Origin of the sequence: Tropicimonas sp. IMCC34043 (assembly GCF_003390845.1) — a bacterium.
Taxonomy (GTDB): domain Bacteria; phylum Pseudomonadota; class Alphaproteobacteria; order Rhodobacterales; family Rhodobacteraceae; genus Tropicimonas.
Map to the genome: position 1 here is coordinate 331979 of NZ_QMEK01000002.1, position 26163 is coordinate 358141.

The 26163-nt window shown below is 63.7% G+C and carries 25 protein-coding genes; 8 read left to right on the forward strand and 17 right to left on the reverse strand.

What is annotated here, in order from left to right:
* Positions 1-32: 32 nt before the first annotated feature.
* From rfbD to DQG17_RS11335, 7 genes are all read right to left on the reverse strand, one after another.
* Entirely contained in the window at positions 33-905 is an 873-nt protein-coding gene (rfbD, locus tag DQG17_RS11305; protein ID WP_116132940.1) for a dTDP-4-dehydrorhamnose reductase, read from the reverse strand.
* Complete coding sequence (gene rfbB, locus DQG17_RS11310) at positions 902-1951, reverse strand: dTDP-glucose 4,6-dehydratase (RefSeq protein WP_116132941.1); 1050 nt, start codon at positions 1949-1951, stop codon at positions 902-904. The genes rfbD and rfbB overlap by 4 nt, the downstream gene beginning before the upstream one ends.
* The gene (gene rfbC, locus DQG17_RS11315; RefSeq protein WP_116132942.1) at positions 1948-2520 is read right to left on the reverse strand and encodes a dTDP-4-dehydrorhamnose 3,5-epimerase; all 573 of its coding nucleotides are present in this window, start codon (positions 2518-2520) and stop codon (positions 1948-1950) included. Before rfbC ends, rfbB begins: the two co-directional genes overlap by 4 nt.
* Before the next feature lie 270 nt (positions 2521-2790).
* The gene (locus DQG17_RS11320) at positions 2791-3441 is read right to left on the reverse strand and encodes a rhomboid family intramembrane serine protease (protein WP_116132943.1); all 651 of its coding nucleotides are present in this window, start codon (positions 3439-3441) and stop codon (positions 2791-2793) included.
* Between the two features lie 147 nt (positions 3442-3588).
* Positions 3589-5001: a hypothetical protein gene (locus DQG17_RS11325; protein WP_157973588.1), complete on the reverse strand. Its 1413-nt coding sequence runs from the start codon at positions 4999-5001 to the stop codon at positions 3589-3591.
* A 14-nt stretch (positions 5002-5015) separates the two neighbouring features.
* A complete protein-coding gene (locus tag DQG17_RS11330; protein WP_116133174.1) occupies positions 5016-5624 on the reverse strand; it encodes a polysaccharide biosynthesis/export family protein in 609 nt (202 codons plus the stop codon).
* A 449-nt stretch (positions 5625-6073) separates the two neighbouring features.
* The gene (locus tag DQG17_RS11335) at positions 6074-6754 is read right to left on the reverse strand and encodes a sugar transferase (protein ID WP_116132945.1); all 681 of its coding nucleotides are present in this window, start codon (positions 6752-6754) and stop codon (positions 6074-6076) included.
* Between the two features lie 352 nt (positions 6755-7106).
* Here DQG17_RS11335 and DQG17_RS11340 point away from each other — a divergent pair, with 352 nt between their 5' ends.
* From DQG17_RS11340 to DQG17_RS11360, 5 genes are all read left to right on the forward strand, one after another.
* On the forward strand, positions 7107-7925 hold the full coding sequence (locus DQG17_RS11340) for a flagellar motor protein MotB (protein ID WP_116132946.1): 819 nt from the start codon (positions 7107-7109) through the stop codon (positions 7923-7925).
* A gap of 385 nt (positions 7926-8310) precedes the next feature.
* A complete protein-coding gene (locus DQG17_RS11345) occupies positions 8311-9618 on the forward strand; it encodes a flagellar hook protein FlgE (protein ID WP_116132947.1) in 1308 nt (435 codons plus the stop codon).
* 24 nt (positions 9619-9642) lie between these two features.
* Entirely contained in the window at positions 9643-11088 is a 1446-nt protein-coding gene (gene flgK / locus DQG17_RS11350) for a flagellar hook-associated protein FlgK (RefSeq protein ID WP_116132948.1), read from the forward strand.
* A gap of 3 nt (positions 11089-11091) precedes the next feature.
* Positions 11092-12096, forward strand: coding sequence for a hypothetical protein (locus tag DQG17_RS11355; RefSeq protein WP_116132949.1), 1005 nt, complete (start codon positions 11092-11094; stop codon positions 12094-12096).
* On the forward strand, positions 12096-13199 hold the full coding sequence (locus DQG17_RS11360) for a flagellar basal body P-ring protein FlgI (protein ID WP_116132950.1): 1104 nt from the start codon (positions 12096-12098) through the stop codon (positions 13197-13199). Before DQG17_RS11355 ends, DQG17_RS11360 begins: the two co-directional genes overlap by 1 nt.
* A 459-nt stretch (positions 13200-13658) precedes the next feature.
* Here the strand turns inward: DQG17_RS11360 and DQG17_RS11365 are convergent, their stop codons facing one another.
* From DQG17_RS11365 to fliL, 10 genes are all read right to left on the reverse strand, one after another.
* Positions 13659-14015, reverse strand: a complete 357-nt coding sequence (locus DQG17_RS11365) for a hypothetical protein (protein ID WP_116132951.1) — start codon at positions 14013-14015, stop codon at positions 13659-13661.
* Positions 14016-14027: 12 nt separating this feature from the next.
* Positions 14028-15116, reverse strand: a complete 1089-nt coding sequence (locus tag DQG17_RS11370; protein ID WP_116132952.1) for a flagellar biosynthesis protein FlhB — start codon at positions 15114-15116, stop codon at positions 14028-14030.
* Positions 15116-15886 (reverse strand): flagellar biosynthetic protein FliR, encoded by a 771-nt coding sequence (locus tag DQG17_RS11375; protein WP_369908020.1) that lies wholly within the window; start codon positions 15884-15886, stop codon positions 15116-15118. The genes DQG17_RS11370 and DQG17_RS11375 overlap by 1 nt, the downstream gene beginning before the upstream one ends.
* On the reverse strand, positions 15883-17973 hold the full coding sequence (gene flhA / locus DQG17_RS11380; protein ID WP_116132953.1) for a flagellar biosynthesis protein FlhA: 2091 nt from the start codon (positions 17971-17973) through the stop codon (positions 15883-15885). The genes DQG17_RS11375 and flhA overlap by 4 nt, the downstream gene beginning before the upstream one ends.
* Positions 17974-17977: 4 nt before the next feature.
* Positions 17978-18685, reverse strand: a complete 708-nt coding sequence (locus DQG17_RS11385; protein ID WP_157973589.1) for a transglycosylase SLT domain-containing protein — start codon at positions 18683-18685, stop codon at positions 17978-17980.
* 137 nt (positions 18686-18822) lie between these two features.
* Complete coding sequence (locus tag DQG17_RS11390; protein WP_116132955.1) at positions 18823-21108, reverse strand: lipopolysaccharide assembly protein LapB; 2286 nt, start codon at positions 21106-21108, stop codon at positions 18823-18825.
* On the reverse strand, positions 21105-21977 hold the full coding sequence (motA, locus tag DQG17_RS11395) for a flagellar motor stator protein MotA (protein ID WP_116132956.1): 873 nt from the start codon (positions 21975-21977) through the stop codon (positions 21105-21107). The genes DQG17_RS11390 and motA overlap by 4 nt, the downstream gene beginning before the upstream one ends.
* A gap of 69 nt (positions 21978-22046) precedes the next feature.
* A complete protein-coding gene (locus DQG17_RS11400; protein WP_116132957.1) occupies positions 22047-22664 on the reverse strand; it encodes a MotE family protein in 618 nt (205 codons plus the stop codon).
* The gene (locus DQG17_RS11405; protein ID WP_198666093.1) at positions 22664-23035 is read right to left on the reverse strand and encodes a hypothetical protein; all 372 of its coding nucleotides are present in this window, start codon (positions 23033-23035) and stop codon (positions 22664-22666) included. Before DQG17_RS11405 ends, DQG17_RS11400 begins: the two co-directional genes overlap by 1 nt.
* Before the next feature lie 9 nt (positions 23036-23044).
* Positions 23045-23521 carry a flagellar basal body-associated protein FliL gene (gene fliL, locus DQG17_RS11410; RefSeq protein WP_116132958.1) on the reverse strand — a complete coding sequence of 159 codons (477 nt, stop codon included), beginning with the start codon at positions 23519-23521 and terminating at the stop codon, positions 23045-23047.
* 119 nt (positions 23522-23640) lie between these two features.
* Here fliL and fliF point away from each other — a divergent pair, with 119 nt between their 5' ends.
* Genes fliF through DQG17_RS11425 form a run of 3 tightly spaced genes read left to right on the forward strand, consistent with a single transcriptional unit; the run spans position 23641 to position 26157 of the window.
* Complete coding sequence (fliF, locus tag DQG17_RS11415) at positions 23641-25275, forward strand: flagellar basal-body MS-ring/collar protein FliF (protein ID WP_116132959.1); 1635 nt, start codon at positions 23641-23643, stop codon at positions 25273-25275.
* A complete protein-coding gene (locus DQG17_RS11420) occupies positions 25275-25877 on the forward strand; it encodes a flagellar biosynthesis protein (protein ID WP_116132960.1) in 603 nt (200 codons plus the stop codon). The genes fliF and DQG17_RS11420 overlap by 1 nt, the downstream gene beginning before the upstream one ends.
* Entirely contained in the window at positions 25870-26157 is a 288-nt protein-coding gene (locus DQG17_RS11425; RefSeq protein WP_116132961.1) for a FliM/FliN family flagellar motor C-terminal domain-containing protein, read from the forward strand. The genes DQG17_RS11420 and DQG17_RS11425 overlap by 8 nt, the downstream gene beginning before the upstream one ends.
* Positions 26158-26163: the final 6 nt, after the last annotated feature.

The following is a 26163-nucleotide window of genomic DNA, read 5'->3' on the forward strand; positions in this document are numbered from 1 at the left end:
GTCCTTGCGATGAAGCCCGTCCGAAAGGCGGGTCAGGTGTCGGTCTGTGCGGCGAGTTGGCCAAGAACATCGCGGAGCCCGGCGCGCCAGTCCGGCCGGGGGATCCCGAACCGGGCCTCGAGCGAGGCGCAGTCCATCCGCGAATTGCCCGGCCGCGCGGCCGGGGTCGGGTAGGACGCGGCGGGGATGTCGTTCACGGTGACCGCCTTGCCGGCCTCGGCAAAGATCGCGCGCGCGAAATCGGCCCAGCTTGCGTCGGGCGTGCCCGAGAAATGGTGGATCCCGCCGGGCCTGCGATCGGCCGCCATCTGGCCCGCCATCTCCAGAAGCGCCGCGGCGATGGCCGCGGCGGGGGTCGGGCCGCCGATCTGGTCGGCGACGACGTTCAGCTCGGACCGGGTTTCGGCCAGCCGCAGCATGGTCTTGACGAAATTGGCGCCATGGGCCGAGAACACCCAGCTGGTGCGCAGGATGGCGTATCGCCCGCCGGCCGCCGCGATGCCCTGCTCGCCGGCCAGCTTGGTCCGGCCATAGGCGCCCAGCGGACCGGTCGCGTCGTCGGGCTTCCAGGGTGCGGTGCCGGATCCGTCAAACACATAGTCGGTCGAGACATGCAGGAACGGCAGGCCGCGGCTGGCACAGGCGCGCGCCATGGCGGCGGGCGCTGCGCCGTTGATCGCCAGCGCCAGCTCCTGTTCGGTTTCGGCCCGGTCGACGGCGGTATGGGCCGCGGCATTGATCACCGCATCGACCGGGGCGGTGGCGATGGCCTCGGCACAGCTTTCGGGACGGGAAAGATCGGCAGCCTCGCGGCCAAGCACGATCAGCTCGATGCCGCGGCCCGGCGCCTGAAGCTGCAGTTCCGTCGCGACCTGGCCGGTGCGGCCGAAAACCAGCGCCTTCATGAGGCCTTCCCCAGCCGCTGGCCGACGCCCGCGCGGGTCTGCAGGGCGCGCCACCACGGCTCGTTGTCGAGATACCACGCGACCGTGCGTTCAAGCCCCTCTTCGACGGTCACCGAGGGCCGCCAGCCGAGTTCGGCGCGAATGCGGCTCGGGTCGATGGCATAGCGGGCGTCGTGGCCCGGCCGGTCGGTGACGAAGGTAATCTGGTCGGCGTAGGATCCGTCGGCTTTGGGCCGTTTTGCGTCGAGGATCGAACAGAGCGTCTTCACCAGTTCCAGATTGCTGCGCTCGTTTTCGCCGCCAATGTTATAGCTGCGGCCGACCGCGCCCTTTTCGACCACCAGCAGCAAGGCGTCGGCGTGGTCCTCGACAAACAGCCAGTCGCGGATGTTCGAGCCGTCGCCATAGATCGGCAGCGGCTTGCCCGCGAGGGCGTTGAGAATGATCACCGGGATCAGCTTTTCGGGGAAGTGGAAGGGCCCGTAATTGTTCGAGCAGTTGGTCAGAACCACCGGCAGGCCATAGGTCTCGTGCCAGGCGCGGACCAGATGATCCGAGGCGGCCTTCGAGGCCGAATAGGGCGAACGCGGATCGTAGGGCGTATCCTCGGTAAACTTGACCGAAGGATCATTGGGCAGCGAGCCGAACACCTCGTCGGTCGAGATGTGGTGGAACCGGAAGCCTTCGGGGCGGCCGCTGTCCTGCCAATAGCTGCGGGCGGCTTCCAGCATCTGGTAGGTGCCGTTGATATTGGTCTCGATGAATTCCGCCGGCCCGTCGATCGAGCGATCGACATGGCTTTCGGCTGCGAGGTGCATCACCGCGTCGGGCCGATGCGCCGCAAAGATCCGGGCCAGCGCCGCGCCGTCGCGGATGTCGGCCCGTTCGAACGCATAGGCCGGGCTGGAGGACACCGAGGCGACATTGTCGAGGCAGGCGGCATAGGTCAACGCATCGACGTTGACCACCTGGTGACCGTCGGCGATGGCACGGCGCACCACCGCCGAGCCGATGAAGCCCGCCCCGCCCGTGACAAGAAGTTTCATGGCTGGCTATCCTTGAAGTCGAAGGGCGAAAGGATGGTTTTCAACAGCGGCGCTTCGGCGTCCTTGCCCGAAAGCCGCGGTTCGATCCCGTCGAGGCCCCAGTCGATGCCGATGTCGGGGTCGTCGAAACGGACGGCGCCTTCGGTCTCGGGGGCATAGGTGTCCGAACACTTGTAGATGATCTCGGTATCGGGCGCGCGCGTGACGAAGCCATGGGCGAAGCCTGCCGGCACCAGAAGCTGCTTGCCGTTCTCGAATGTCAGCTCGACCCCGAACCATTTGCCATAGCTGGGCGAGCCCTTGCGGATGTCGACAGCGACGTCGAACAGACAGCCGCGGCCGCAGCGCACCAGCTTGTCCTGCGCGCGCGGAGGCGCCTGAAAGTGCAGGCCGCGCACCGTGCCGGCGTGCTCGGACAGCGAATGGTTGTCCTGCACAAAGGTAATATCGATGCCGGCGTCGCGAAGCGCATCCCGGTTGTAGGTTTCCGAGAAGAACCCCCGGTCGTCGCCGAATCGCTTCGGCGTCAGAACCAGGAGCCCCGGCAGTGCGGTCTCTTCGATCAGCATTCTCTATCCCTTCTGGGCGGCAACACCCCGTCCGGAGTGGCAGGTCTGGTGGAGGAGCCGCGCTGTGGGGGCGCGGCCTTCGGAGGCTATCCTAGTGGTCACCAAGATCATGAAAACCTCTGTTGCACTGCAGCGATGTCGCACGATTCTATCCCGCGCGTGCAGGGAATACGAACGGTTCGGGCCAGAAATTCCTTTCGGATCGGCGGAACGAGAGCGATTCCGCCCATTTCCGGAGCATCTGTGGTTTCTGCAAAGCAGCAATGTACCTCAGGCCACATCGAACCGGTCGAGCAGAAGGGCAACAGCCCAACCGACGACGAATCCGCCGAGGTGGGTCTGCCAGGCGACCCCGGTCGAGAAGGAAAAGTACATGACGAGGTTGATCCCGATCAGGAAGGCGATCAGTTGCCAGGTGGCGCGGATCGAGGCCATCGTGTCGGACTGCGCGGTCCAGGCCCAGCCGACCAGCGCGCCCGCCAGTCCGAACAAGGCCCCCGAGGCACCGACCATGGGCACGTTATCCGCCGCGAGCATCCCATAGACGCCGGCCCCGCAGATCATCGAGGTGACATAGATTGCAACGAACCCCAGCGCGCCGATCCGTGCGATCACCACTCGACCGAGAGAGCGCAGCGTGATCATGTTGAAGGCCAGGTGCAGAAGACCGCCGTGCAGAAAGCCGTAGGTCAAGAACATCGTCCAGGGCTGCCACGGGAACGCCGGCCTCCAGTTCTGGAGTAGTCCTGGCCAGAAGGCACCGTATTCGTAGAAGACATAGCGCAGTCGCGGCCACGGCAGCAGCCCGAAATCGGACAGCGACAGCGCGGCCTCTATTGCGATGCAGGTCACGATCAACGCGGAAAGAATCGCGTTGCCGGCAGCTTCGGTCGTCTGGTTTTGTTCGTCACCATGAGCCATGTTCGGATCAATGATGGTTCAGATCGGCGGCGACAAGCCGAATGCGCGCACTACAATTCACTTTGCCGGGCAAAGCACCCTGCGGCCGCCCCAGTTTCGGGGCGTCGCAGTGGCGGTATCGGGCGACGTCTGGTTGCCGCCTGTGCACTAGGGCCGGAAAGAAAAGCGGCGGCCAAAGGTTGCGAAGACGACGTTCTCGGTGGTCAGTTTATCATTGTCGTTGCTGTAGTTGTGCCGATAGCCGGTAATCAGTTGCCAGTCCTCGGTCAGGTCGTGGAAATAGTCGACGGTGAGTCCCGCCTGTTGATAATCGTTGGTGTCTCCGCTCAGTCCCTCGGAAGCGGCAAGGTTCAGCGCAACATTGAACCCCGAGGCGTTCGTGACCTCTTGACGGTATCCGAACCGAAGCGACGAGTTCAGCACTTCCTCATCCTCGTCGTTGACGCGAATGGACTGCTTGAACGTCATATTGACCTGCGAGCGTTTAAATTCGCGCAGCCAGTCGACATTGCCGCCCGGAAAGATATCGCCATTCTCGGTACTGGTGGCACCGAGTGCAAAAGCGAGCACACCGGCCCTGGTCTCGAAGCGGCGCCCGAACAAGAGCGTGTTGATCAGCCCGGTCGTCTCCAGCCGGCTGTTGAAGGATGCCGTGATCGCACCGTTGGGGCGAGCTTCCTGCAACTGAAACTCGAATACCGGCCGCTCGATCGTGGTGGTCTTGCGCTCGCCGCTTACCGTCTCTGTCGTCTCGTTCCGCCCATAGCTCAGTGTCGTGCGGAACGACAGTGTGGGGTTCACATATCCTTCAAGTCCGATACCAGCAGAGGTCGTGGTCCAGTCCGGCTTTGTGTCGGAGATATTGTCCTGATCGTAGTAGTTGGCCAACACCAGCAGAGCGAGGGTCTGGGACAACTCGAAGCTGAACTGTACGCCGATATCTGTCCTGTCGTTGTTCGAAAGGTTCGAATTCGTCGTGTCGTGATAGCGATTCTGGATATAGCCGAGGCCACCGATGAAGTTGATCGGTCCGTTGCGGCCCAACTCCAGATCGGCCCCCAAGCTCAACTGGTCCCGAGTGCCGCTATCGATGATCAGGTCGCTGCTGGTCAGGTCCTCGTCGCTGTTGACGCGAAACGAGTTGTCGGTCTGGTCATAGCGGGCGGTCAGCCCCAGCTTGGCATCCTTCGACTCCTTGCCATAGGCAAGTTCGACGAACGGGTCCTTGAAATCATAGTTCTCGTTGTCCGGAGAATTCGCGAAGGACCCGATGTTCAGGACCCCGCCGGTTGCGAATGCGAACGAGGATCCCTTGGTCTGGCTGCTGTAGCCCAACTCGAAATCGTTGTTCCAGTAGAACGAGTTTCCGGTGGGCTCTTCGATCGAATAATAGTTGTCGTTGCCGACCGCGCCAGTGACCAGGTCAAGATAGAACTCGGAACCGGTCCGGCCGGCCTCCTGTGCGGTGGCCGCAGTCGCGGAAATGGCGGCGACAAGGGCGAGGCCCGTACGGCTACGGGACGCCGTGAACGTCGGACGCTGATCGCTGATGAAGGACATTTCGCGCACCTCGGTCACTCGAACAGGCGACGCTCCGGAATCAGAACGATATCACCCTCGACGAGGACCGGATCGGTCGAGACCTGGGCGCCCTGCGAAATGGCGCGATAGTTGATCTTGAACATCCGCTGCCGGCCCGTCTTCGGGTCGGTGCGGCGAAGCTGCAGCCGTTTCGTGGCGGCAAACTTGGTGAATCCGCCACTCTGCGACAGAAGTTGCAGGAACGTGGTCCCGGGGGTAACGGCCTTGGGGCCTGGTTCGTTCACTTCGCCGACCAGATAGACGACATAGGAATTGGGATCTGTGCTGGCCGTGGTCTCGACGTCCGACAGGCCGACGACCGAGACATAGACCGTGGGCGTCACCGAAAAGTTGCTGCCGATCCGGCTGGTGATTGCGCGCTCCAACTGTTCGGCGGTGCGGCCACCGGCACGTACCGTACCGGCCATGGGGAAGTTGACGGTGCCGTCGGGTAGAACAAGCACCTGCCGGTTCAGCGTGGTATCTTCGAGGACCTCGACGGCCAACGTGTCGCCGGGCTGAATCTGATACACGCCTTGCGCTTGCGCGGTGCCGAAGCCGAACACCAAAGCGATTAGAACGAAAACGATCCTTGCGATCATTCTGCCACCCTCGTCTTGTTCCATTTCGTTCGCCCAGAGACATACCGATCCTTCCCGGATCGAAGCCTGAGCATCGTTAGCCGGACTATATCAGGCCAAGGGGCTTGGCGAAGGTTTTCAGCCAGATCCTGCGCTTAAGCCCGATAGTGTTGCATTATCGAAGCTTTCCGATGCGGCTGCATGGGATCTCGACGTGCACTGGTATGGGGTGTGGTCGAGCCGTTCGATGTCGCGCGCTGCCTGCGTCGTCAAGCTCTGGCGCCCTAGGGTCGAACCTTGCTGACAGGTCGGCGCGTTCGGGCCAAAGGGGAAGGACGCCTGCAGCCAATCTCTTGTCACGTAAAAGGCGCGACGGTCAATTCCGGCCGCGCCCAGACACTCTCATCGAAAATCCGTTTTCAAAACAGCGTGGACCGTTCCCCGGCCCGCGCGGCGCCGTCGCTTGAAGTTCAGACACCCGATCCGCGGAGCACAACGTTGACCGTGCGCATCAGGATCGAGAAGTCTACGCCGAACGACGATTTCCTCGCATAGAAATTGTCATAGGCGGCGCGACCGGAGAAGCTCGACTCATTGCGGCCGTGAATTTGCCAGGCGCCGGTGATCCCGGGGCGGAACCGATAGTAGGCGGTGCCGGGATAAAGGTCCTGCTGGCTGACAAGCATGGGACGCGGTCCGACCAGTGACATGTCGGCAGTCATGACGTTCCAAAGTTGGGGCAGTTCGTCCAGCGATGTACGGCGCAGCAAACGGCCAATTGCCGTTACGCGGGGATCATGACGAAGCTTCTGCGAAACCCGCCATTCCTCGGCGAGCTCCGGGTCCGCTGCAAGCAGCTTTCCAAGCTTTTCTTCGGCGTCGGGAACCATGGTCCGGAGCTTGACCATGCGAAATTTTCGACCGTCCCGACCGACACGGTCCTGAAAGAAGAATGGGGACGCTCCGTCCAGAGCGACAAGCGCCGCCAAGGCGGCGACGACGGGAACCCAGATTGGGGCGGTCAAAAGGACAAGCGCCAGATCGAACGCGCGCTTGACCCCGCGCAAATAGACACTGTTGGCCCAGGCCGCCGTCGTCCGGCCAAGATTGGACGTCATCTGATCTGAGGATACTGATACTGTCGCATTCATCGCGAATACTCCGAACAAAGAAAACTGCTCAAGCTGCGCGCGCTCACTGCCCGGCCTGAACCTCATAGGAGCCGATACGATCAGCTTCCGAACATGATGTATGACCTAACGTCGTTAAGGACTCGCTACTGAGGGAGCCAGAAAGGACGAAACAAAGAACACGTGGCACTCCTAAATCGGTTTCGAAGCCTCGGCAACAGTTTTGATGCAGTTTCATTGTTAACTGTTGTAAAGTTCGTGTGCGTTTTTGTCAGAGCTGCCGGTGCGTCGGCATTTCCCGGGCGGGGATCGGTCAACGTTTCATTCATGCGTAGTCGCTACAGCGGATCAGGGTGTCCAACGAGGTCGTGGCATGAGCGTCGGAACAAACGCGCCGGTCATCATCAAACGGAAGAAGGTCATCGCGGGCGATGGCCACCATGGCGGGGCGTGGAAGGTTGCCTATGCCGATTTCGTCACCGCCATGATGGCATTCTTCCTCTTGATGTGGCTGCTGAATGCGACGACGGAAAAGCAGCGCAAGGGGATCGCGGACTATTTCTCGCCGACGATCCCGCTGAACCGCGTCTCCGGCGGCGGCGATGGCAGCCTCGGCGGCGACAGCGTGTTTACCGAGGACACGCTGGCTCAGAACGGCATCGGTGCCTCGAACCGGAATCCGGCCAGACGCGAGGCTGGCGCTTCGGGCCAGTCTGTCAGCAACGACGAAAAGACGTTCCGCGAAATGGAGAAAATGCTGCTCGGCGGCGGCGGCGAGAGCATGGTCACGCGCAATGCGTTGCGACACATCGTGACCCGGGTGACCGACGAGGGGCTCGTCGTGGAACTTTTCTCGACCGAGGATGAACCCTTGTTCGAGGTCGATACCGCGGACCCCACACCGATCCTGCGAGAGCTGGTGGCGATGGTTGGCCGAGTGTTCTCGCTGACGCGCAACGAGGTGGCGATCAAGGGCCACAGCCGGTCCTATGCTCTGGTGTTGCGCGACAACCCGGTCTGGGATCGTTCCGTCGAACGCGCCGAGGAAACCCGCGTGCTGCTGACCGGCCCGTTTCCGTCCGAACGTGTGGAAAGGGTCAGCGGCCATGCCGATCACGATCTCGCCGTCGAGAATCCGATGTCGGTGCGCAACGATCGGCTGGAACTGGTCCTGCTGCGCTCGGATCTCTAGGGCCACAGGTCCCTTTGCACGGAAAGTTGCGAAGGGGGGGCGGCACCGTCTGGCTTTGACCAGGAGTGGCTCGCCGAGACGCCATGCCGGGAACGCGTTCCGCGCTTCGAGAAATCCATCGGACAGGGGCAACGCGATTGACAGCAGATCTGCCGTAAAGCCCTGCAGGCCCTGCGTGGAGGTCGCGGGACCCGGGCCGTCACCCCGATGGTCGAAATTGGTCACTTCCGGTCCCGCCCGAGCCTGCTTTCGCACCCCGAAAACCGCCAGCGCCCATCTCGGCACTGCCACGAGTGCCAGAGCCGGGTCTGCGTTAGTCCGGCATTAAAGGGAAGGCGCCCATAGTGCCGCCGACTCGGGTTGCAAACTCTGAAAGGGCGTTGCCATGACCATCTCTTCCTCGCTGAATGCCGGTGTGGCCGGGCTTTCCGTCAACGCCACCAAGCTGGCCACAATCTCGGACAACATCGCCAATTCATCAACATACGGCTACAAGCGCAGCGAGACGACATTTCATTCCCTGGTCACCGGGGACGGCGAGGGCAGCTATTCCGCCGGTGGCGTGCGTGCCACGACATCCCGCGCGATCGACCAGTCAGGACCCATCATCACAACCTCGAATGCCACTGACCTTGCGGTTCGCGGCCGAGGGTTCCTGCCGGTGACAAAGGCGACGGCACTCGGCGGGTCTGGCAACGTGCCGATGCTCCTGACGACCACCGGGTCGTTCAGAACCGACGAGAACGGCTATCTTCGCACCCAATCCGGTCTGGTCCTGCTCGGCTGGCCGGCCAGCGCCGATGGCACCATCCCGAACTATCCTCGCGACACTGCCGATGCGCTGCAGCCCGTCCAGATCAGCCTCAACCAGCTTGCGGGGGAGCCCACGACCGAGATGTCGGTCGGTCTGAACCTTCCTGCAACCGCGACCGAATATGGCGCAACGGGCGACACGCTGTCCTTGCCGGTCGAATACTTCGACAGCATGGCGGCGTCGCAATCCCTGGTTTTCTCCTATACGCCAAGCCTCCCCTCCGCAGCGACAGATCCCGCGACCAACACCTGGACACTGACCATCACCGATTCCGCCCAGGCGGGTGCGACGGTCGCGCAATATGACTTTGTGTTCGACAATGCCGCGACAAGCGGCGGCACATTGCTGTCGGTCACGACCACAGGGGTCGATACCTACGATCCGGTTGCAGGAACGATCGAAGTCCCGGTTGCCAACGGATCTATCACGGTCAAGATCGGGGCCCTTGGCACCGGCGATGTGACGTCTCAGCTCTCCGATCGGTTCGTTCCGACCACGATCGCCAAGAACGGCGCACCGGTCAGCGCGATGACGTCGATCGAAGTCGACGAGAACGGCTATGTCCTGGCGAATTTCGAAAACGGAACCACCAGGACGCTCTATCAGGTTCCGCTGGTGGACGTCGCCAACCCGAACGGCCTCAACGCCATGGACAGTCAGACGTATCAGGCCACCCGCGACAGCGGATCCTTCTTTCTGTGGGACGCGGGCGATGGCCCTGTCGGCGATCTCGTGGGCTATGCTCTTGAGGAATCCGCCACCGACGTCGCCAGCGAACTGACCGACCTGATCCGCACCCAGCGCGCCTATTCCTCGAACGCCAAGGTCATTCAGACCGTGGACGAAATGCTGCAGGAAACCACGAACATCAAGCGTTGAGGCACTGCGAAGGAGACGTAAAGGATGACCCTGTCGAGCTCAATGGCCAATGCCCTGTCCGGCCTCACCGCGGCGTCGCGCGCCGTCGACGTCGTGTCCAGCAACGTCGCCAATGCCATGACCGACGGCTATGCCAGACGGGAATTGTCGCTGTCGGCGCGTCAATCCGGCGGCGTGATCATCGATGGCGTGAGCCGTGCAGTCGACGATCGGGTAACGTCGGATCGACGCGAGGCAGAGGCAGGCCTCTCCAATGCGGGCCTCCTGGCGGATGCCTGGCTGGGTATCGAGGAGGCGATAGGCTATCCGACCGAAAACGGATCGCTCGCCGATCGGATCGATCAGCTCGATACGGCACTGATCTCTGCTGCGAGCCGTCCGGACGAAACCGTCCGGCTCGACCAGGCCGTGTCCGCTGCCGTGTCCGTTGCGGATCAGATCAATTCGGTGGCGAGCGACGTGCAGACACTGCGCCAGCAGGCGGACACCGAGATCGCGACGATGGTCGGGCAGCTCAACGGCTACCTCGATCAGGTCGAGGATCTGAACAGACAGATCGCGCGGGCCGCAACTTCGGATCGCGACGCCTCGGCACTCCTCGATCAGCGCCAGGCGATCGTCGATTCGATTTCCGAGATCGTGCCGGTCCGTCAGGCAAGCCGCGTCAACGGACAGGTTGCTCTTTATACTTATGGTGGGGTGGGGTTGGTCGATGGTCAGGCGGCGACTGTCGCGTTCCAACGATCCGCACAGATAACGCCGTTCGACTCCTATGAGGCGGGCGATCTTTCCGGGATATCGGTGAACGGCTTTCAGCTTTCGATCGGCGGGTCCTATAACCAGATCAGCGGCGGAAAACTCTCAGCAGCCTTTGAAATTCGCGACCAGATTGCGCCCGGCGCGCAATCGACGATCGATGCCCTGGCGCGCGACCTGATCGAGCGATTTCAGGACGGGACACTCGACACCAGTCTCACCGCCGGCGACGCCGGGCTGTTCACCGATCTCGGAGCGGCGTTCGATCCGACACACGAGACAAATGTGGCCAGTCGCCTTCGGGTGAATGCGGCGGTCAATCCGGAGGCGGGTGGAGACAGTTGGCGGCTCCGTGACGGTCTCGGCGCGACAAGCGCCGGACCGGTGGGCGATTCCTCGCTGCTTTCGGCACTGGAAATGCGGCTCACCGAACGCGGCGTCGTCCGGTCCGGGCCATCCGCCGGATTGCCCCGTTCGGTTGCAGACCTTGTCTCCGATTTCCTGTCCGAGGCGGAGGCCAAATACCAGATTTCCGATGGCGAGAAGGCCTTCCAGAGCGCCAAGGTGGACACTTTGACGACCAAGGAACTGGAAAATGGCGTCGATACCGATGACGAGATGCAGAAGCTGCTTTTGATCGAGCAAGCCTATGCCGCGAATGCCCGCGTCGTTCAGACCATCGACACCCTCATTCAGCAAATTCTGGAGATCTGAATCATGACCATCACGTCGATCAGCGATCTCGCGTCGAACCTTCTTCTCCGCAGCAACAGCAGCCGGCTGCGGGGCGACCTGTCGCGTCTGGTCGGCGAGTTGTCGAGCGGCCGGGTCGCTGCGCGCGAGACCGCCGTGGACGGCAGCTTTCGGGCCGTTTCGGCGATCCAGCAGAGCATTTCCCGCCTCGACGCCTTCAAGATCTCGGCAACCGAAGCCGCCGGGTTTGCCGGTGCGGTCCAGGACTCGCTCGGTGCGATCCACGATCTGACCTCGGATCTCTCGACCGCATTCATCGCGGCCGGAGGGGCGGGAACGATTACTCAGGCCAGCGCATTGGCAGAGGAGGCACGCCAGGATTTCACCTTCATCACCAACAAGCTCAACACCCAGTATGCCGGCCGTTCGCTGTTTGCCGGCGCCACGACCGACAGGGCTGCAGTGATCGACGGCGCCGATATCCTGAACGCGGTGAAGACCGCGGTGTCTGGCGCAACGACGGCAGCGGGTGTGGCTGCGGCCGTCGATGCCTGGTTTGCTCCGGGCGCGGACTTCGACACAATTGCCTATCTCGGGTCTGACAAACCGCTTGCATCGATGCAGGTTGGATCCGACCGTAGCGTGGCGCTGCAGGTGACTGCCGCGGACGACGAGTTTCGAGAGATGCTGAAGGGTGCCACTCTGGCGGTTCTGGTCAATGACGGCCCGCTTGTCGGCAACGCCGCTGAACAGATGGACCTCGCCCGGCTGGCCGGCAAGACGCTGATTGCCGGAAACGAAGCGCTTCTCGATCTGCGCGCGAGTGTCGGGCTCGTCGAGGAAAGGATCGAGGCCGCATCCGTCGCCAACGCCAGCGAATCCTCGGCGATGACAACCGCGCTCCTCGCGTTCGTGACCAAGGATGAATTCGACGGGGCGAGCGAGCTCCGGCAGATCGAATCGCAGATCGAGATCCTCTATACCCTCACCGCGCGCACATCGGCCCTCCGGCTGACGGATTACCTGTGATGCTGCGTTGCCTGATCATGCTCCTGCTCCTGCAACTTGCTGCCGTTCCGACACCGGCCGCCCCGATCCGGATCAAGGATCTGGTCGAGTTCGATGGCGTACGCGGCAATGACCTGGTCGGCTACGGGCTTGTCGTTGGACTGAACGGGACCGGCGACGGCCTGCGGAATTCTCCGTTCACCGAACAGATCATGGCAAGCTTGCTGGAACGGCTGGGCGTCAACGTGTCAGGCGAACAGTTTCGTGCGAAGAACGTCGCTGCTGTCTTTGTCACTGCGGTCCTGCCGTCATTCTCCCGCTCGGGGAGCCGTATCGATGTCTCGGTCTCGGCTATCGGTGATGCAAACAGCCTAATGGGCGGAACTCTCATCATGACCCCGCTGACGGCGGCCGACGGGCAGATCTATGCCGTTGCGCAAGGCACGTTGATCGCCAGTGGCGTCACCGCGCAAGCCGACGCTGCCAGCGTCACAACCGGGGTTCCGACGGCAGGTGTCATTCCGGCCGGCGCCCGCGTCGAACGCGAGATCGATTTCGACTTTGGCGCGCTGGAGACCATTCGCCTGGCGCTGCGGGATCCCGATTTCACAACGGCAGGTCGGATCGAGGCGACCATCAATCGCTCGCTTGGCCGTCCGGCGGCCCGCATGCTTGACGCCGGTACCGTCGAACTCGACGTGCGCACGGCAGCGTCGGGATCGCCCGCCCGGGTTGTCGGGCGGATAGAAAACCTCCAGGTCGAACCCGAGCGTCGCGCCAAGGTCGTGGTGGACCAACGCTCGGGTACGATCGTGATGGGCGATGACGTGCGGATCTCGCGTGTTGCCGTCTCGCAGGGCAACCTCACACTTCGCATCGAGGAGGCACCTGTGGCGGTGCAGCCGAACCCGTTCGCTCGGGGCCAGACCGTGGTCCTCCCCAGGTCCACGGCGTCGATCCAGGAAGATCCCGGCATCGGGCTGGCCGAAGTGCCGGGCGGAACGTCGCTGGCCGAGGTCGTCGCGGGTCTGAATGCCCTTGGCGTGGCGCCACGCGACATGATCGACATCCTGAAGAGCATCAAGGCGGCCGGCGCGCTCCACGCCGATTTCATTGTCCAGTGAGTGCGGCGCGTCGGGCGGAACGGGGACTACGAATGAATGCCGTGTGCGGGCTCGGGCAAGCTTCACAGGACCAGGCTGTGAAACGGGAAGTGCTGTCGACGGTACGCTTCAGACGGCTCCGGGAGCGCCAACGGCGGCATGATCTTGGCTGTCGGATCGTGCGCTCGCCGGGTCCGGCACAGCCGCCAGCTTTGTAACGGCAAACACAAAGACATGATCGTGCAGGCATTTCTCCGCGAACAGCTAAAACCGTCGCTGGACCGACTTGTTCGCCCCCGAATGACGCAGGACCTGACGTGGACAGGCGTTGAGGCCGGACACCGGCGCTTCGGCCGCACGATGCAGGAGACAGCATCGCAATGGAGGGATGCAGGAGTTCAGGTCGGCCACCGACAGCATTAGCAGCCGCTCTGTGGCGCCGGGGCTGCTGGACCGCGACGTTGCGGCTGACCAGAAAGGTCAGCGACGATGACGGGCCAGTTCGCAGACCGCCCGGTGCTTGCCGAAAGCCAGCCGCGCTGCCGCCCGCTCCTGTGACAGCTCGGCGCGTGCCCGCGCCAGCCGACCATTCAGGTTACGGCACTCGGTTTCGCTCCATTTCAGCCACCGGCTCAACGAATGCAGATGGCCATGATCCAGATTGGCGGCTTCTCCCAAAGTCTCCAGCGCATGCCTCTGTTCCGTCCGGAGGGCGTCGATCGTCGCGCAAAGTGCCTGCTCGGCTTCTGCCGCTTTCTGAAGCTTCTCGCTGCGGGCAAGCCACAGCGCTTCGGTGATCTGCGAGAGTCGTGCGAGGGTCTTTGGCTCGTTCTTCATTTCGGGCAATCTCTAGGGTGTCATGCGTCGACGCGCGCGCGCCCGCATCTTTTCGGCAAAGCGGATGGCCACGGCGACCGGGCCGAAATGTGTGGCCTCGATCTGCGCGCCGACCTCGGTCGTTGCATAGAGGCCGCGGGCTGTTGGCGGATCGCGGTGGATCGGAACGCCGGCTTCCATCGCGATCTCGCGGATCCGTGCGGCCATCGCGTCCACGCCCTTGGCAACGCAGACAGGCGGTCCAGAGAAGGAACGGTTCCATTGCAGCGCGACGGCGTAGTGTTGAGGGTTCACGATGATGACGCTGGCCGTCGGAACGTCCGCGAGCATCGAGTTCAACGCGATTTCCTGCGCTCTGCGCCGGCGCGCCTGTTTCATGTAGGGATCGCCTTCGGCATCCTTGGCCTCGTCGCGCAACTCCTTGAGCGACATCCGGTTCCGATCGAGATGCTGACGATGTTGCCAGAACAGATCGAGCCCGCCGATCAGCCCGGCCAGCAGAACCACCAGTCCCAGGAACTGCACCGCAAGTTGTCCCAGAAGGCGTGCAATGGTTCCCGGCTCGTCAACCATGGAGGCAGCAATGTCGGCGCGCCGGGAATAGAGGAAATAGGCCAGTGCGGCAGAAATGACGATGAGCTTTGCCAGGCTCTTGAAGAACTCGAACAGGCCGTTCTTGCCGTACTTGTTCCTGGCATTCTGAAGCGGCGAGATACGAGAGAGTTTCACCTGGAGTTTTGACGGGGTGAAGATCAGGGCGCGCTGGGCAACCAGACTGACCAGCACCAGAAGCGCAGGAACCGCAAATACTGGCAGCAGCGTCATGCCGAGCCAGGACAGAAACTGGGTGACCGGAAGCCCCCCTGATCCCGGGACCGGGCGGTCGCTGAGGCGATCGGGTTGGGAGAGGATCATCATGCCGGCGTCGCCAAGCCGGGTTACCACCCATTGGCCGCCGAACGTCGCGACGAAAAAGAAGCCGGAATAGGCGATGGCGGTGGAAAGATCGGCGGATCTGGGGATTTCTCCCTTCTCTCGCGCATCGTCGAGCTTTTTCTGGCTCGGCTCGTGCTGTTTGTCTTCCTGGTCCTCGTCGGCCATCACGGCATTCCCAGCGGATCTGTCAGGGCGGCATCGAGCGCAGCCATCCAGATTTGCAGCATGAAGGGCGCCAGCAAGGCCAGCATGGCAAGGCTTGCGCCGGTTATAGCCGGAGCGCCGATCAGCACGACCATCAGTTGCGGCATCGCGCGGTTTATGGCGCCAAGGGCAAGGTTGTAGATGAAGGCTGCAATGACGAAGGGAGCCGCGAGCGAGAACGCGAGGGAGAAGGCCTGGCCCGTCTTGGCGATGTCGAAGTCCGCCAGGGTGTCAGGGCTGAGCAACTGCCCGAGCGGGACCACTTGATAACTGTTGACGAAGGCTTCGGCGATGCGCACGTGCAAGCCGGAAATTGTGGCGAGGGCAAAGCCGGAGATCACCAGAACATGGCCGAAGGCCGGCAACGGTTCGGTCGCGGCGCCCCCCAGGAGTTGCGAAAGCGAGGTCGATTGCGCGGCGATCGAGCCGGCGATCTGAAGTGCCATGACGAGAAGGCGCAGCGCGAGACCGAAGACAAGGCCGACCAGCGTCTCGGTGCCGAGCAGTCTGACGAAACCCGATGGCTCCATTGGCATGGGCGCCGCCGCGACCGCCGGCGCCACGACGGCGGTGAACGCCAGCGCAACCGCCAGGCGGATGCGCACCGGGATCATCCGCTCGCTGAAGGCCGGCAAAAGCGCCATCGCGGCGCCGATGCGCAGAAATACGCTCGCCGCTTCCAGCAGGCTGGTCCCGCCGAGATCGAGCAGCGTCTGAAACGCGTCAATCACGACGGGACGACCCCGACCATGGAGGGACGTGCATCGAGCCCGATTTCCTCGAAGGACAGCACCGGCACCTGGATTCCCTTGGCCGCGAGCACCGAGGTCAGGAACCGCCGGCGCTTGCCCGAGGTGACGATTGCCGGATGGACCCCGCTCTCGGCCGCTTTCGACAGCTTGTCGGCAACGCCCGCAGCGAGCCGTCCGAAGTCTTCGGGCGGCAGCGCGACATCGGAATTCTCGCCCGATCCCTGGATCTGATAGCGCTCGAACCGGTCTTCCCATTCCGAGGCGAGTTGCAAAAGCGGGAGCGTCCCGTCCTCGCGCCGGATCTGGGAGATAATCTGGAAGCCGAGCCTTTGACGGACATATTCGCAGATCGTCTCGGGGTTGGTGTAGCTGCCGCGTGCCTCGGCAATCGTCTCGAGGATCAGCGGCATGTTTCGGATCGACACGCGTTCCTCGAGCAGAAGGCGCAGGACGGCGAGGAGGAGATCGACGGGGACACGGTCTGGCACCAGTTCATCGATCAGCTTGCGATTGGCTTCGGCCCGTGCCGGATCGGACAGGTTGGTCAACTCGCCCAGCAACCGGCGCAACGCCTTGAGCGTCATCAGGCGCGGGAAGCTGCGTTTGACGACCTCCAGAAGGTGGGTCGCGAGAACCTCGGCGGGCGTGACGATGGTGATCCCGCCGAGCGCCGCGGCCTCGCGGTCGGTACCCGAGATCCAGCGCGCGGGGGCACCATAGACGGGTTCGGCAACATCCTCGCCGGGCGGAAGGTCGTCGCGCGCGCCGGTTGCCAGCGCCAGCAGCCCGTCCGGGCGCAGCCGTGCCTTTACCTGGGCCACGCCGTGGATCCGGATCACGTAGGTGCCGGATGGCAGAGCGGGATCGTCGGTCAGCCGGACCTCGGGCAGGATCAGGCCGTAGGACGAGGCGACATGGGTCCGCATGTTCGCAATTCGGGTATCGAGGCCGGTCGCGGGGTCGAGAACCATCGCGACGAGATCGGGCGAGAATTCGAGGTGGATGTCGTCGAGATCGAGAACGTCGCCGATCGGTTTGGTGCGCGGCGTGGGCGCCGCGGCGGTCCGTTCGGCGGCATCGGCCGATGTCCTTTCCCGTGCCTTGCGATAGCTGAGATAGGAGGCGCCGATCAGAACCGCGGCCCCGGTCACGAAGGGCAGGAAGGGAAAGCCCGGGACCAGCGCGAAGATCAGCATGAGGAAGCCGACGGTCGCCAGCGCCGCCGGATGACGCCCGAACTGCGCCAGGATGGCAAGGTCGCTGGCGCCCTTTTCGCCGCCGCGCGCCAACAGCAGGGCCGCCGCGACCGAAATGATGACGGCCGGGATCTGCGAGACCAGCCCGTCCCCAACGGTGAGGATCGCATAGGTCTCGAGCGCGCGACCGATCGGCATGTGATGGACGAACAGTCCCATGACGAGGCCGACGATCAGGTTGAGCAGGGTGATCAGCAGCCCGGCGACGGCATCGCCCTTGACGAACTTCGACGCCCCGTCGAGCGAGCCGAAGAAATTCGTTTCGGCCTGTTCCTTTTCGCGCCGCGCGCGCGCCTCTTCGTGGTTGATGGCGCCGGCCGACATGTCGCTGTCGATGGCAAGCTGTTTGCCGGGCATCCCGTCCAGCGCGAAGCGCGCGCCGACTTCGGCCATTCTGGCCGCGCCCTTGGTGATGACGATGAAATTCACGATCAGCAGCACCCCAAAGACCACGAGGCCCAGGAAGACGCTGCCGCGCATCACGAACATTGCGAAGCCCTGAATCACGGTGCCGGCCGCTGCCGTGCCGGTGTGCCCCTCGCCGATGATGAGCTTGGTCGAGGAGACATTGAGCGACAGCCGCAACATCAGCGAGGCCAGAAGCACAGTGGGGAAAGACGAGAAGTCGAGCGGCTTTTCGATGAACAACGTCACGGTGAAGATCAGGATGGCCAGTCCGAAGGACGTGGCAAGACCGACATCGAGAACCCAGGCCGGCATCGGCAGGATCATCATGATGATGACGGCCATCAGCGCGACGGCGAACAGAACCGTTGGGTTGACGTGCTGGCGGAGGGCGGAAATGTTCATGGGGTCATCGAGCCATTGGTGTCGCAGAGGCGAGGGTAAAGTCGGTGCGGCGACCGGGGGGAACGAGAGACCCAAGACGGTGACGCCCGGCCTGTTCCTCGACAAGGGGGATGCGGTTGAGATGGGCCAGCAGCGGGCCGGGTGGGGGAGCCGGATCCTCGGCCGGCGCAGGCTGCCGTTCGGGCGGTGTGTCCGCCGGGTTCAGAAAGTGCTTCAGCCGAGCGAAATAGGGTTCGGAAAAGGCCGGGTTGCGGGAGTGATAGGCCTTTGCGGCCGCTTCCCAGCTGCCAAGTTCTTCGTGCAGGCGCAGAAGGAAGGCCGCTGCATACCGCGTATTGCCGGCGGGGTCGAACATGGCATCGACAGAGGGGAAATTACGTCGGTGCCAGCGATAGTTCAGCTGGAAGCAGCCGATGTCGAAGTTGAGGTTGCCGCGATCATATTCGCTGCGGGCAAAGGCGAGGGCATCGCCGCGGGTGGCGAACCAATTGCCCTGGCCGGCCGCGTTGACAGTCCAGGGCCATGCCGAGAACTCACCGCCGATCGTGTGGCCGCTTTCGGTTAGCGCGATTGCACGAAGAACGTTTTCCGGGACGCCCGTTTCGGCAGCGGCGACTTCGGCCCAGCGAAGGCAGGGATTGACGGATGCGCCGGCCCCGAGCCCGCCGCAGATACAGGCAGACGACACGGCAAGCGCCAAGATGCCTTTCACTGTCAGTCGCCCACGGTCGGCAATCCGCCATTGGCCTCGGTGCCTGCGCATATGGAAACCTTTCTGGTCACTCCACTCAAATAGCGCGCTTCCCTTTATCCGCCGTTACCGCGGGATCGGCCTTGGCGCTCTTCACGTCAGTCGCCGCTGACACCGGTCTCGCTCAGCAGCGTGGCGATCACTATCCGCAGATCGCTGCTGCGCGCGAGCAGCGTACGTCCGGCGGCAAGGCTCGGACGCTGACTGTCAAAGCCTCCGAGGGGCACGGGTGTCCCGGTTTCGATACTGCTGCCGGGGTCCGTGTCGATGCCCGTTCGCGGGCCGGCGTTGTCCGGGCTTCCGCCGAGGTCAATGGCGGCACTGGCGGTGCCGGCAGCGGTGCCGTTCTTGTTCTCGCGCCATGCCATGAAGCCCCGTTCGCCGTCGGAGCCGAGCCGGGCGATCGCCTCGGCGTCGGCCGATAGCCAGGCGGCGCGGGCTGCCGGTTTGAGACGATCGACGCTTTCAAACAACTCTGTCGCCTTCTCGTAGCTGCCGAGCCGCAGCAGGGCTTCAGCCCGAAGTTCCCGGCTTTCCGGGTCGGCCTCGCCGGCAAGAAGCGACAGCGTCATCGCTGGATCGCCTTTCATCATGGCGGCGCGAGCCCGCAGTTGGCGAATATCGACCGCATCGGTATCGCGAAAAGGGGCAAGAAGGCGGTCGGCCTCGTCCGGAAGGTCAAGTGCCAGAAGCCGTTCCGACGCCGCGGCAGCGGCATCTTGCGACAGGTGCTCGACCCGGCGATTTCGCACCAGCCATTCGGTCGCGACAAGCAGGCCGATATCATCCTCGGTTTTCGCGCCATTCAGGAAGATCGCGGAAAGGATACGATCCGTTCGGGGGCTTTCCGGAAGGATTTGGTCCAGCGCCATGAAGTCGGCGAGCGCGCCTTTGAGATCGCCGATCTGTGCCCGCCCGGGTACGGCCTGTTCGAGCAGGTCGACCGAGAGATCGGAGGCGCCCCCCTCGAAAGCGAGGCTTTCGGCCAGAACGACCAGGTCCTCGGTCGTCGTTCCTGCCGCGGTCCGGCGCCGCAGCAGTTCGACAAGGGCCGGCCCGGTCTCGACCCCGGCCGTGGAAAGGATCGATTCGAGTTCCGCCTGCTCGATCGCCGGCGATGTGCGGGTCATCCCGGTCTGTGCGTCCAGGACGACGAGGTCTGCCGTGGGGGCGCCGAGTGTCCGTGCGGTGGCATCACGCACCGAGCGGGCGACATTCACGTCCCCGGACGCATGCAGACGCCTGGCCAGGATCGGTCCGAGGTGACCGCGCAGATCTGGCGGCAACCGGAAGAACCACTGCTGGAGCGCGTCGGTGTCGCGGTCGAAGGCAGCGGCCCGGTCGCCCTGCGCCAGAACCGCCCAGAGGGCATAGGGACCATCGCAATCCGCGATGCGAACGAGCGGTGTTGCGTCGTCGGCCTGACCCTTGTCCATGATCTGGGCGACTGCGGTCAGGATGTCGGGGTGCGCGACAGCCCCCGGGAATTCGCGAATCACCGCTTCGGCCTCGGCGCCGAAGCCGAAGCGCAGGTAGGCCTTGGCCAAAGCTTCGATCCCGGCCGGATCCGGACGATCCAGTGCATCGACGACGCCGGAGCGGGCCATGGCGATGGACAGGGAGGTATCGTCCGACCCGGCCCAGTTCGAGGCGTCGAGATAATACGGATCGGGACAGGCCGGGGACGCAGCGAGGACAGCCGCATTGCTCAGTCCGGGCAGAGCCGAGTCGATAACCGTGTGGCTGCGCAGGTGCACCCAGGCATCGGGATCGAACCTTGTCGCCGGAGATGCAAGGCCCGCGAGCTCTTCGAGCGAGCGCGGGGGCCCGGGGACGGGGTCGATCTCGATCAAGCCCTGAGAGGCCGCGCGACCGAGTTGCAGAACGAGCGAGTCCTGCAGTGCCTGGATCTTCTGGAGGCTCTGGGCAGGTACGGTCGGGATGGTCGGCTCGGGGCTTGCGATGGCGGGCAGGGCAGTGCCAGGCTGATCCAGGGGGAGCCGAAGGTCGGATGCAGAAGGGTCCGGGTTCGACTTGACGTCGATCGCGATGGTGTTCTTGCCAGCTTTGAACACGGTGATCAGGCAATTGCAGTCGCTTTCAAGCCGCAATGTAGCGGTGGAGCGGTTGAAGCTGACCTCCGAGATCCGGTCGCGCGGGATCCGGTCGAAGATCCGGGACAGATCGGGTGAGATGTCGCTGCGGTCGAAGCGGATGGCGAATCCGTCCCGGTCGCGGCTTTCGCTCCAGGTGACAGGGGCCTGGAAGATCAGGACGATTCGGGTGAAATCGTCGTGTTCCCCCGACAGGACCCGGACGGTTTCGCCGGCCGATGCCGACCCGAACAGGGCCAGCATCGTGGCAGCCGCAACGGCCCGTTTCATGCCGCATCCTGGTGCTTGGCGTTTTTCAGCGCCTCCTCGACCTCGGAATAGGTCGGGCGGATGTGGCTTGGCGTGTTCTGGCGCCCCACTTCGATGCAGATGTTGGTGGCGTGATTGTGCAGATTTGCGACCAGAACCTCGCAGATGAGGCGATAGAAATGGCTGTCTTCCTTGGTGATGTCCCCGATCCGGCTGGCGAACGGTCCCACGAGGCCATAGGCGAGAAAGACGCCAAGGAACGTGCCGACCAGCGCGCCGGCGATGAGCTTGCCGAGGATCTCGGGCGGTTGATCGATCGACCCCATGGTCTTGATCACCCCGAGCACGGCGGCAACGATCCCAAGCGCCGGGAGGCCATCTGCCACGATCTGCAGGGCATGGCTGGTGTGAAGGGCATGCGCGTGGTTTGCTTCCATCCGCTTTTCGAGGATGTCCTCGACCTGGTGCGGATCGTCATAGTTCATCGACGCCGAACGCAACGTGTCGCAGATCAGATCCACGGCTTCCGTGTCGGCGAGGATTTTCGGGTAGCGCTGAAAGATCGCGGACTCTGCCGGTGCCTCGATATGTTCCTCGAGACCCACGGGATTCTGGCGCGCCAGACGGATCAGCTCGAAGAGCAGACAGAGCAGGTCGCGATAGTCCTGCGGCGCCCATTTCGGCCCCTTGAACGCCCGCCCGATGTCCCTGAGCGTGTGCTTGATCGTCGGGACGTCGTTCGAGATCACAAAGGCGCCGACCGCGGCACCGCCGATGATTGTGAACTCGTAGGGCAAGGATTTCAGGATGATGGCCATCTTGCCGCCGGCCGCGAGATAGCCGCCGAACACCATGACGAATATTATCGCGATTCCGATTATACCGATCATCCGTCTCTCCGCACATTTGGGCGCGCCTCATCACTGGCAGGCTCGGGTTAAGATTGCCTGATCCCGCGACTATTCTGTCGGCACGCTGGTGTTGCGCCCGGCCAGAACGATGCTGACCGTGTAGGCAGCCTGCGGCGAAAGCCCGGCCATGATCGCGGCAGAGACCTCAGGCTTCATCCGGCCAAGGAAACCGGCGGCGAATACCGGATCCATGGTCTCGAACAGCGCCGCGGCCTCCTTCGACTTCATTCTTTCGTAGACTTCGGTAAGTCTGGCGATGTCGGTCTCGGCCGCGCCGTCGGCCAGGGCGATCGTGTCCTTGAGCGAGGCTTCGGCCTCGATCAACGCTGCAAGGTTGTACTGAATCTCGTCTTCGGCAAGGCTCAGGCTCTGCGCGCGTTGGGCAATCTGCGCTTCGCGGGCGTCGAGTTCCTGCGATCGCTGGCGCAGTGATTTCAGGACGGCACGAACCTCGGGATCTTCGTTGCAACTCGCCAGGGCGCCACTGCTGGCATCGAGGATCTGTGTCGACGAGGCGATCGCTTCGAAGCCGCGTGCGAGCGCGCCCCCGGTGCCATCGACAATTCGCAGCGCTCCCGAGGCAAGAAACAGCGCTGCGATCAGGCCAAGTGCGCCGCGGCCCGGCCTGCGGCCCACGCGGCCGCGCGAAGCTGCGGGGCCGGCCATCAGGCCTCCTCCGGCAGGGCAGCGGTACCGGTGCGCCGCCGCCGCCGAACCGATCTTGCGGCCCCATTGCTGCCATTGCGGGCCTCGATCTCGATGTCATGCATCGAGGCGAGAAGCAGTTCCAGCCTCGCTGCCGCCGCCTCGGCCCTCTGGGTGCGCTGTTCGAGCGATTCGGCCGATTTTTGCGATGTCTGACGAGCGCCTTCGAGCGCCTTCGTCAGTTCGTCGACCTGAACCGAAAGCACGGCGACTGCGCTGCCCATGCCGCTTTCGAGGTTGGTGAAACTGCGCAACCGCCGCGACAGGACAAGGCAATAGAGCGCGGCGCTCAATGCGGCGGCGATCAGCAGGAAATCGGCGATGAGGGACATTGCAGCCTCCTAGTTCAGGACGAATTCGGTGACGAGAAGGTCGCGGACCCGATTCTCGCCGACAACGAGCCGGACCCGTCGCAGCATCTGTGCCCTGAGGCCGATCAGCGACGTCTGACGTTCCAGATCCTCGACATCCACCGCGCGCAGATAGCTGTTCAGGACATCAAGCACGCGCGGCATCAGCAGTTCGACATTGTGCTGTTCGTTCGGTTCGACCTCGAGCTCGGCTCGGAATCGCAGATGTCGTGGCCGGGCGCCGTGGCTGAGCGAAATCAGGATCGGTTCTATCGGCACGTAGCTTGTCGGCTGAAGGTGACTGGTCTGCGCGGTCTCGCCATGCCCGGACGCGCCGCCCCGAAGCAGGCCGGTATAGGTGATGACGAATCCGCAGGCACCGAGAATCGCCGCCAGGCCAAGCCCCAGAAACAGCGGCTTGCTGCCCCTCTTCGTCGATGTCTGTTCTGCTGCTGCTGCGTCGGACATGACCGCTTCCTCCGTCGTTTCGCAGGGTCATGGATACTCCGCCGAGGGCTAACCGATTGTTAAACGAGATCCTTCATTGATGCACCGAGGGTCAGAAGGCCCTGCGAAGGAGATTTTCGGTGCAGAACCTCATCCGAACCTGGTCCGCTCTGGATACCCGCCGCAGGGTAATTGTCGGGCTTGCGACCCTGGCAATGTTCGTGGCGGTCCTGCTGCTGTCTGGTCTGGCGTCGAAGCCGAAGATGGAACTGCTTTATGCCGGTCTGGACGGGCAGGCGGCTGGCGAAGTGATCGTCGCGCTCGATCAGCGCGGTGTCGTCTATGACGTGCGCGGCAGTGCGATCTATGTCGAGGCCGGCGCGCGCGACCAGCTGCGGATGCTGCTGGCGGTAGAGGGCCTGCCTGCCAACGGCCCGGCTGGCTATGAACTTCTGGACGGGCTCTCGGGATTCGGCACGACCTCGCAGATGTTCGATGCAGCCTATTGGCGCGCGAAGGAGGGCGAGCTTGCCCGCACCATCATGGCAAGCCCGCAGATCCGCTCGGCGCGCGTGCATATTTCGCGCCCGCCGAACGCCGGGTTCCGGCAGGAGGCGACGCCTGCGGCCTCGGTTTTCGTGACGCCGTCGAGCGACGGGATCAGCGATGCGCAAGGCCGCGCCCTGCGGTTTTTGGTCGCCTCGGCGGTGGCGGGGATGAAGCCCGAGAATGTCTCGGTCATCGACGGCGAGAGCGGCGTCGTCCTTGGCAGCGGCGACGAGGTGGGCGCGGTTGCGGCGGGCAAGCGCGAGGCGGTTCTGAAACGCAATGTCGAGCGCCTGGTCGAGGCGCGGGTGGGGCCCGGCAATGCGATTGTCGAGTTGAGCCTCGAGACCGTGACCGAGCGCGAATCGATCGTCGAACGGCGGTTCGATCCCGATGGTCGCGTCGCAATCAGCACCGACACCGAGGAGCGCAGCACTGCCTCGCGCGGCCAGAACGGCGGCGCGGTGACCGTCGCCAGCAACCTTCCCGACGGCGACGCCAACGCCAAGGCCGGTGACAGTTCGAGCCAGAACAGCGAGAGCCGGGAACGGGTGAATTTCGAGGTGTCGCAGACCCAGAGGGAACTTGTCAGGGTTCCGGGTTCGGTCAAGCGCCTCAGTGTCGCCGTTCTGGTCAACACGGTCCGCAGCAGCGATGCCTCGGGCCGCGAAGTGTCGGCGCAGCGACCGGACGAGGAACTCGACGCGCTTCGGGCGCTGATTGCGGCTGCGGTCGGCTTCGACGAAAGCCGTGGCGACCAGATTACGATCCGTTCGATGGAGTTCCGTCCGACCGAAGTGAGCGGCGCGCTGCCAGCGTCACACCTGATCGACCGGCTGGATCTGATGGCCATCGCGCAGATCGCCATTCTCTCGATAGTCGCGGTGATTCTCGGTCTGTTCGTCGTCCGGCCGATCCTGGCCCGGCGCGAGACCCCGAAGATGCTGGAACTGCCTCCGACCGATGAGGCAAAGGCGGGGCCGGACAAGGCGGCGCAGGCATCCGCAGCGCGCGCTCTGACCGGCGAGATCGCCGACGACGGCTATGCCCCGGCCATGCAGGTCGTGTCGGGCCGTGGCGTCGAGGAGGACATGCGGCCGGGTAGCAGGGTTCTGACCGCCGAGCCGCAGGATCCGGTCGCCCGCCTGCGCCTTCTGATCAAGGAGCGCGAGCATGAGACGATCGAGGTGCTGCGCAGCTGGATGGAAGACGAAAAGGAGAAGGCGTGATGGGACGTCCCCTGAAACTCGAATCCTTCGACATCGCGGTCCCTGCCACCTGCGAGGTCGCGATCCTTCCCGAAGAGCAGCTTGAAGAGGTGCGGCTGCAGGCCTTCGACCAGGGTTATCGCGCCGGATGGGAGGATTCGGCCTCGGCCTTCAAGGAGGATCAGCGCCGGATTTCCGAGGAGTTCGGCAACAACCTGCAGGAGCTTTCCTTCACCTATCATGAGGCGCGCAACGCGGTTCTGGCGGAGATGGAGGGGATCCTTCGCGGCATGGTGGACCGTGTCCTGCCGGCGACGCTGACCCGGTCCCTGGGCGAGATGATCCTGCGCCAGATCGGCGAGGCGGCTGAGCGGGCGTCCGAGGTCCCGGTCGACGTCGTCGTCTCGCCGGCCAACGTTTCCGTGGTCCGGTCGCTGATCGAACACAGGGTCGTGCCGCCCTTGCGAATCCACGGCGAACAGACGCTCGGCGACGGTCAGGCCTTCCTCAGGATGGGCGGGTCCGAACACAAGTTCGACCTCGAAGCGGTGCTGCGCGAGATCGCCGATGCCGTCACCGATTTTTTCGAAGAACCCACGACCGAGGAGGTCTCCCATGCCTGACGCCACCGCAGAACGCGATCCCGGCAGCCCGTTTACCCAGGTCCCGGTCGATGTGATCGTTTCGGTCGGTCACGCCCGCCCGCGCATCGCAGATCTGCTGCGGCTCGAAAGGAACGCGGTGCTGCTGCTCGACCGCCGGGTCGACGATCCGGTCGAGCTCTATATCGGCGACAAGCTGATCGCCCGCGGCGAACTGATCGAACAGGACGGGGCACAGGAGGGACAACTCGCCGTCCGCCTGACCGAAATCGCCGATCTGAAGGACGGGCTGCGGCCGTGAAACCCT

Bases quoted from the DNA above. Each gene is read 5' to 3' on its own strand.
- DQG17_RS11355 (WP_116132949.1), top strand. From the start codon at position 11,092: ATGACCATCACGTCGATCAGCGATCTCGCGTCGAACCTTCTTCTCCGC.
- fliL (WP_116132958.1), bottom strand. From the start codon at position 23,521: ATGTCCGACGCAGCAGCAGCAGAACAGACATCGACGAAGAGGGGCAGC.
- DQG17_RS11360 (WP_116132950.1), top strand. From the start codon at position 12,096: ATGCTGCGTTGCCTGATCATGCTCCTGCTCCTGCAACTTGCTGCCGTT.
- rfbD (WP_116132940.1), bottom strand. From the start codon at position 905: ATGAAGGCGCTGGTTTTCGGCCGCACCGGCCAGGTCGCGACGGAACTG.
- rfbC (WP_116132942.1), bottom strand. From the start codon at position 2,520: ATGCTGATCGAAGAGACCGCACTGCCGGGGCTCCTGGTTCTGACGCCG.
- DQG17_RS11365 (WP_116132951.1), bottom strand. From the start codon at position 14,015: ATGAAGAACGAGCCAAAGACCCTCGCACGACTCTCGCAGATCACCGAA.
- DQG17_RS11420 (WP_116132960.1), top strand. From the start codon at position 25,275: ATGGGACGTCCCCTGAAACTCGAATCCTTCGACATCGCGGTCCCTGCC.
- DQG17_RS11425 (WP_116132961.1), top strand. From the start codon at position 25,870: ATGCCTGACGCCACCGCAGAACGCGATCCCGGCAGCCCGTTTACCCAG.
- motA (WP_116132956.1), bottom strand. From the start codon at position 21,977: ATGATCGGTATAATCGGAATCGCGATAATATTCGTCATGGTGTTCGGC.
- DQG17_RS11325 (WP_157973588.1), bottom strand. From the start codon at position 5,001: ATGTCCTTCATCAGCGATCAGCGTCCGACGTTCACGGCGTCCCGTAGC.
- DQG17_RS11390 (WP_116132955.1), bottom strand. From the start codon at position 21,108: ATGAAACGGGCCGTTGCGGCTGCCACGATGCTGGCCCTGTTCGGGTCG.
- DQG17_RS11405 (WP_198666093.1), bottom strand. From the start codon at position 23,035: ATGTCCCTCATCGCCGATTTCCTGCTGATCGCCGCCGCATTGAGCGCC.
- flgK (WP_116132948.1), top strand. From the start codon at position 9,643: ATGACCCTGTCGAGCTCAATGGCCAATGCCCTGTCCGGCCTCACCGCG.
- DQG17_RS11335 (WP_116132945.1), bottom strand. From the start codon at position 6,754: ATGAATGCGACAGTATCAGTATCCTCAGATCAGATGACGTCCAATCTT.
- DQG17_RS11370 (WP_116132952.1), bottom strand. From the start codon at position 15,116: ATGGCCGACGAGGACCAGGAAGACAAACAGCACGAGCCGAGCCAGAAA.
- flhA (WP_116132953.1), bottom strand. From the start codon at position 17,973: ATGAACATTTCCGCCCTCCGCCAGCACGTCAACCCAACGGTTCTGTTC.
- DQG17_RS11345 (WP_116132947.1), top strand. From the start codon at position 8,311: ATGACCATCTCTTCCTCGCTGAATGCCGGTGTGGCCGGGCTTTCCGTC.
- DQG17_RS11330 (WP_116133174.1), bottom strand. From the start codon at position 5,624: ATGATCGCAAGGATCGTTTTCGTTCTAATCGCTTTGGTGTTCGGCTTC.
- DQG17_RS11400 (WP_116132957.1), bottom strand. From the start codon at position 22,664: ATGGCCGGCCCCGCAGCTTCGCGCGGCCGCGTGGGCCGCAGGCCGGGC.
- rfbB (WP_116132941.1), bottom strand. From the start codon at position 1,951: ATGAAACTTCTTGTCACGGGCGGGGCGGGCTTCATCGGCTCGGCGGTG.
- DQG17_RS11340 (WP_116132946.1), top strand. From the start codon at position 7,107: ATGAGCGTCGGAACAAACGCGCCGGTCATCATCAAACGGAAGAAGGTC.
- DQG17_RS11320 (WP_116132943.1), bottom strand. From the start codon at position 3,441: ATGGCTCATGGTGACGAACAAAACCAGACGACCGAAGCTGCCGGCAAC.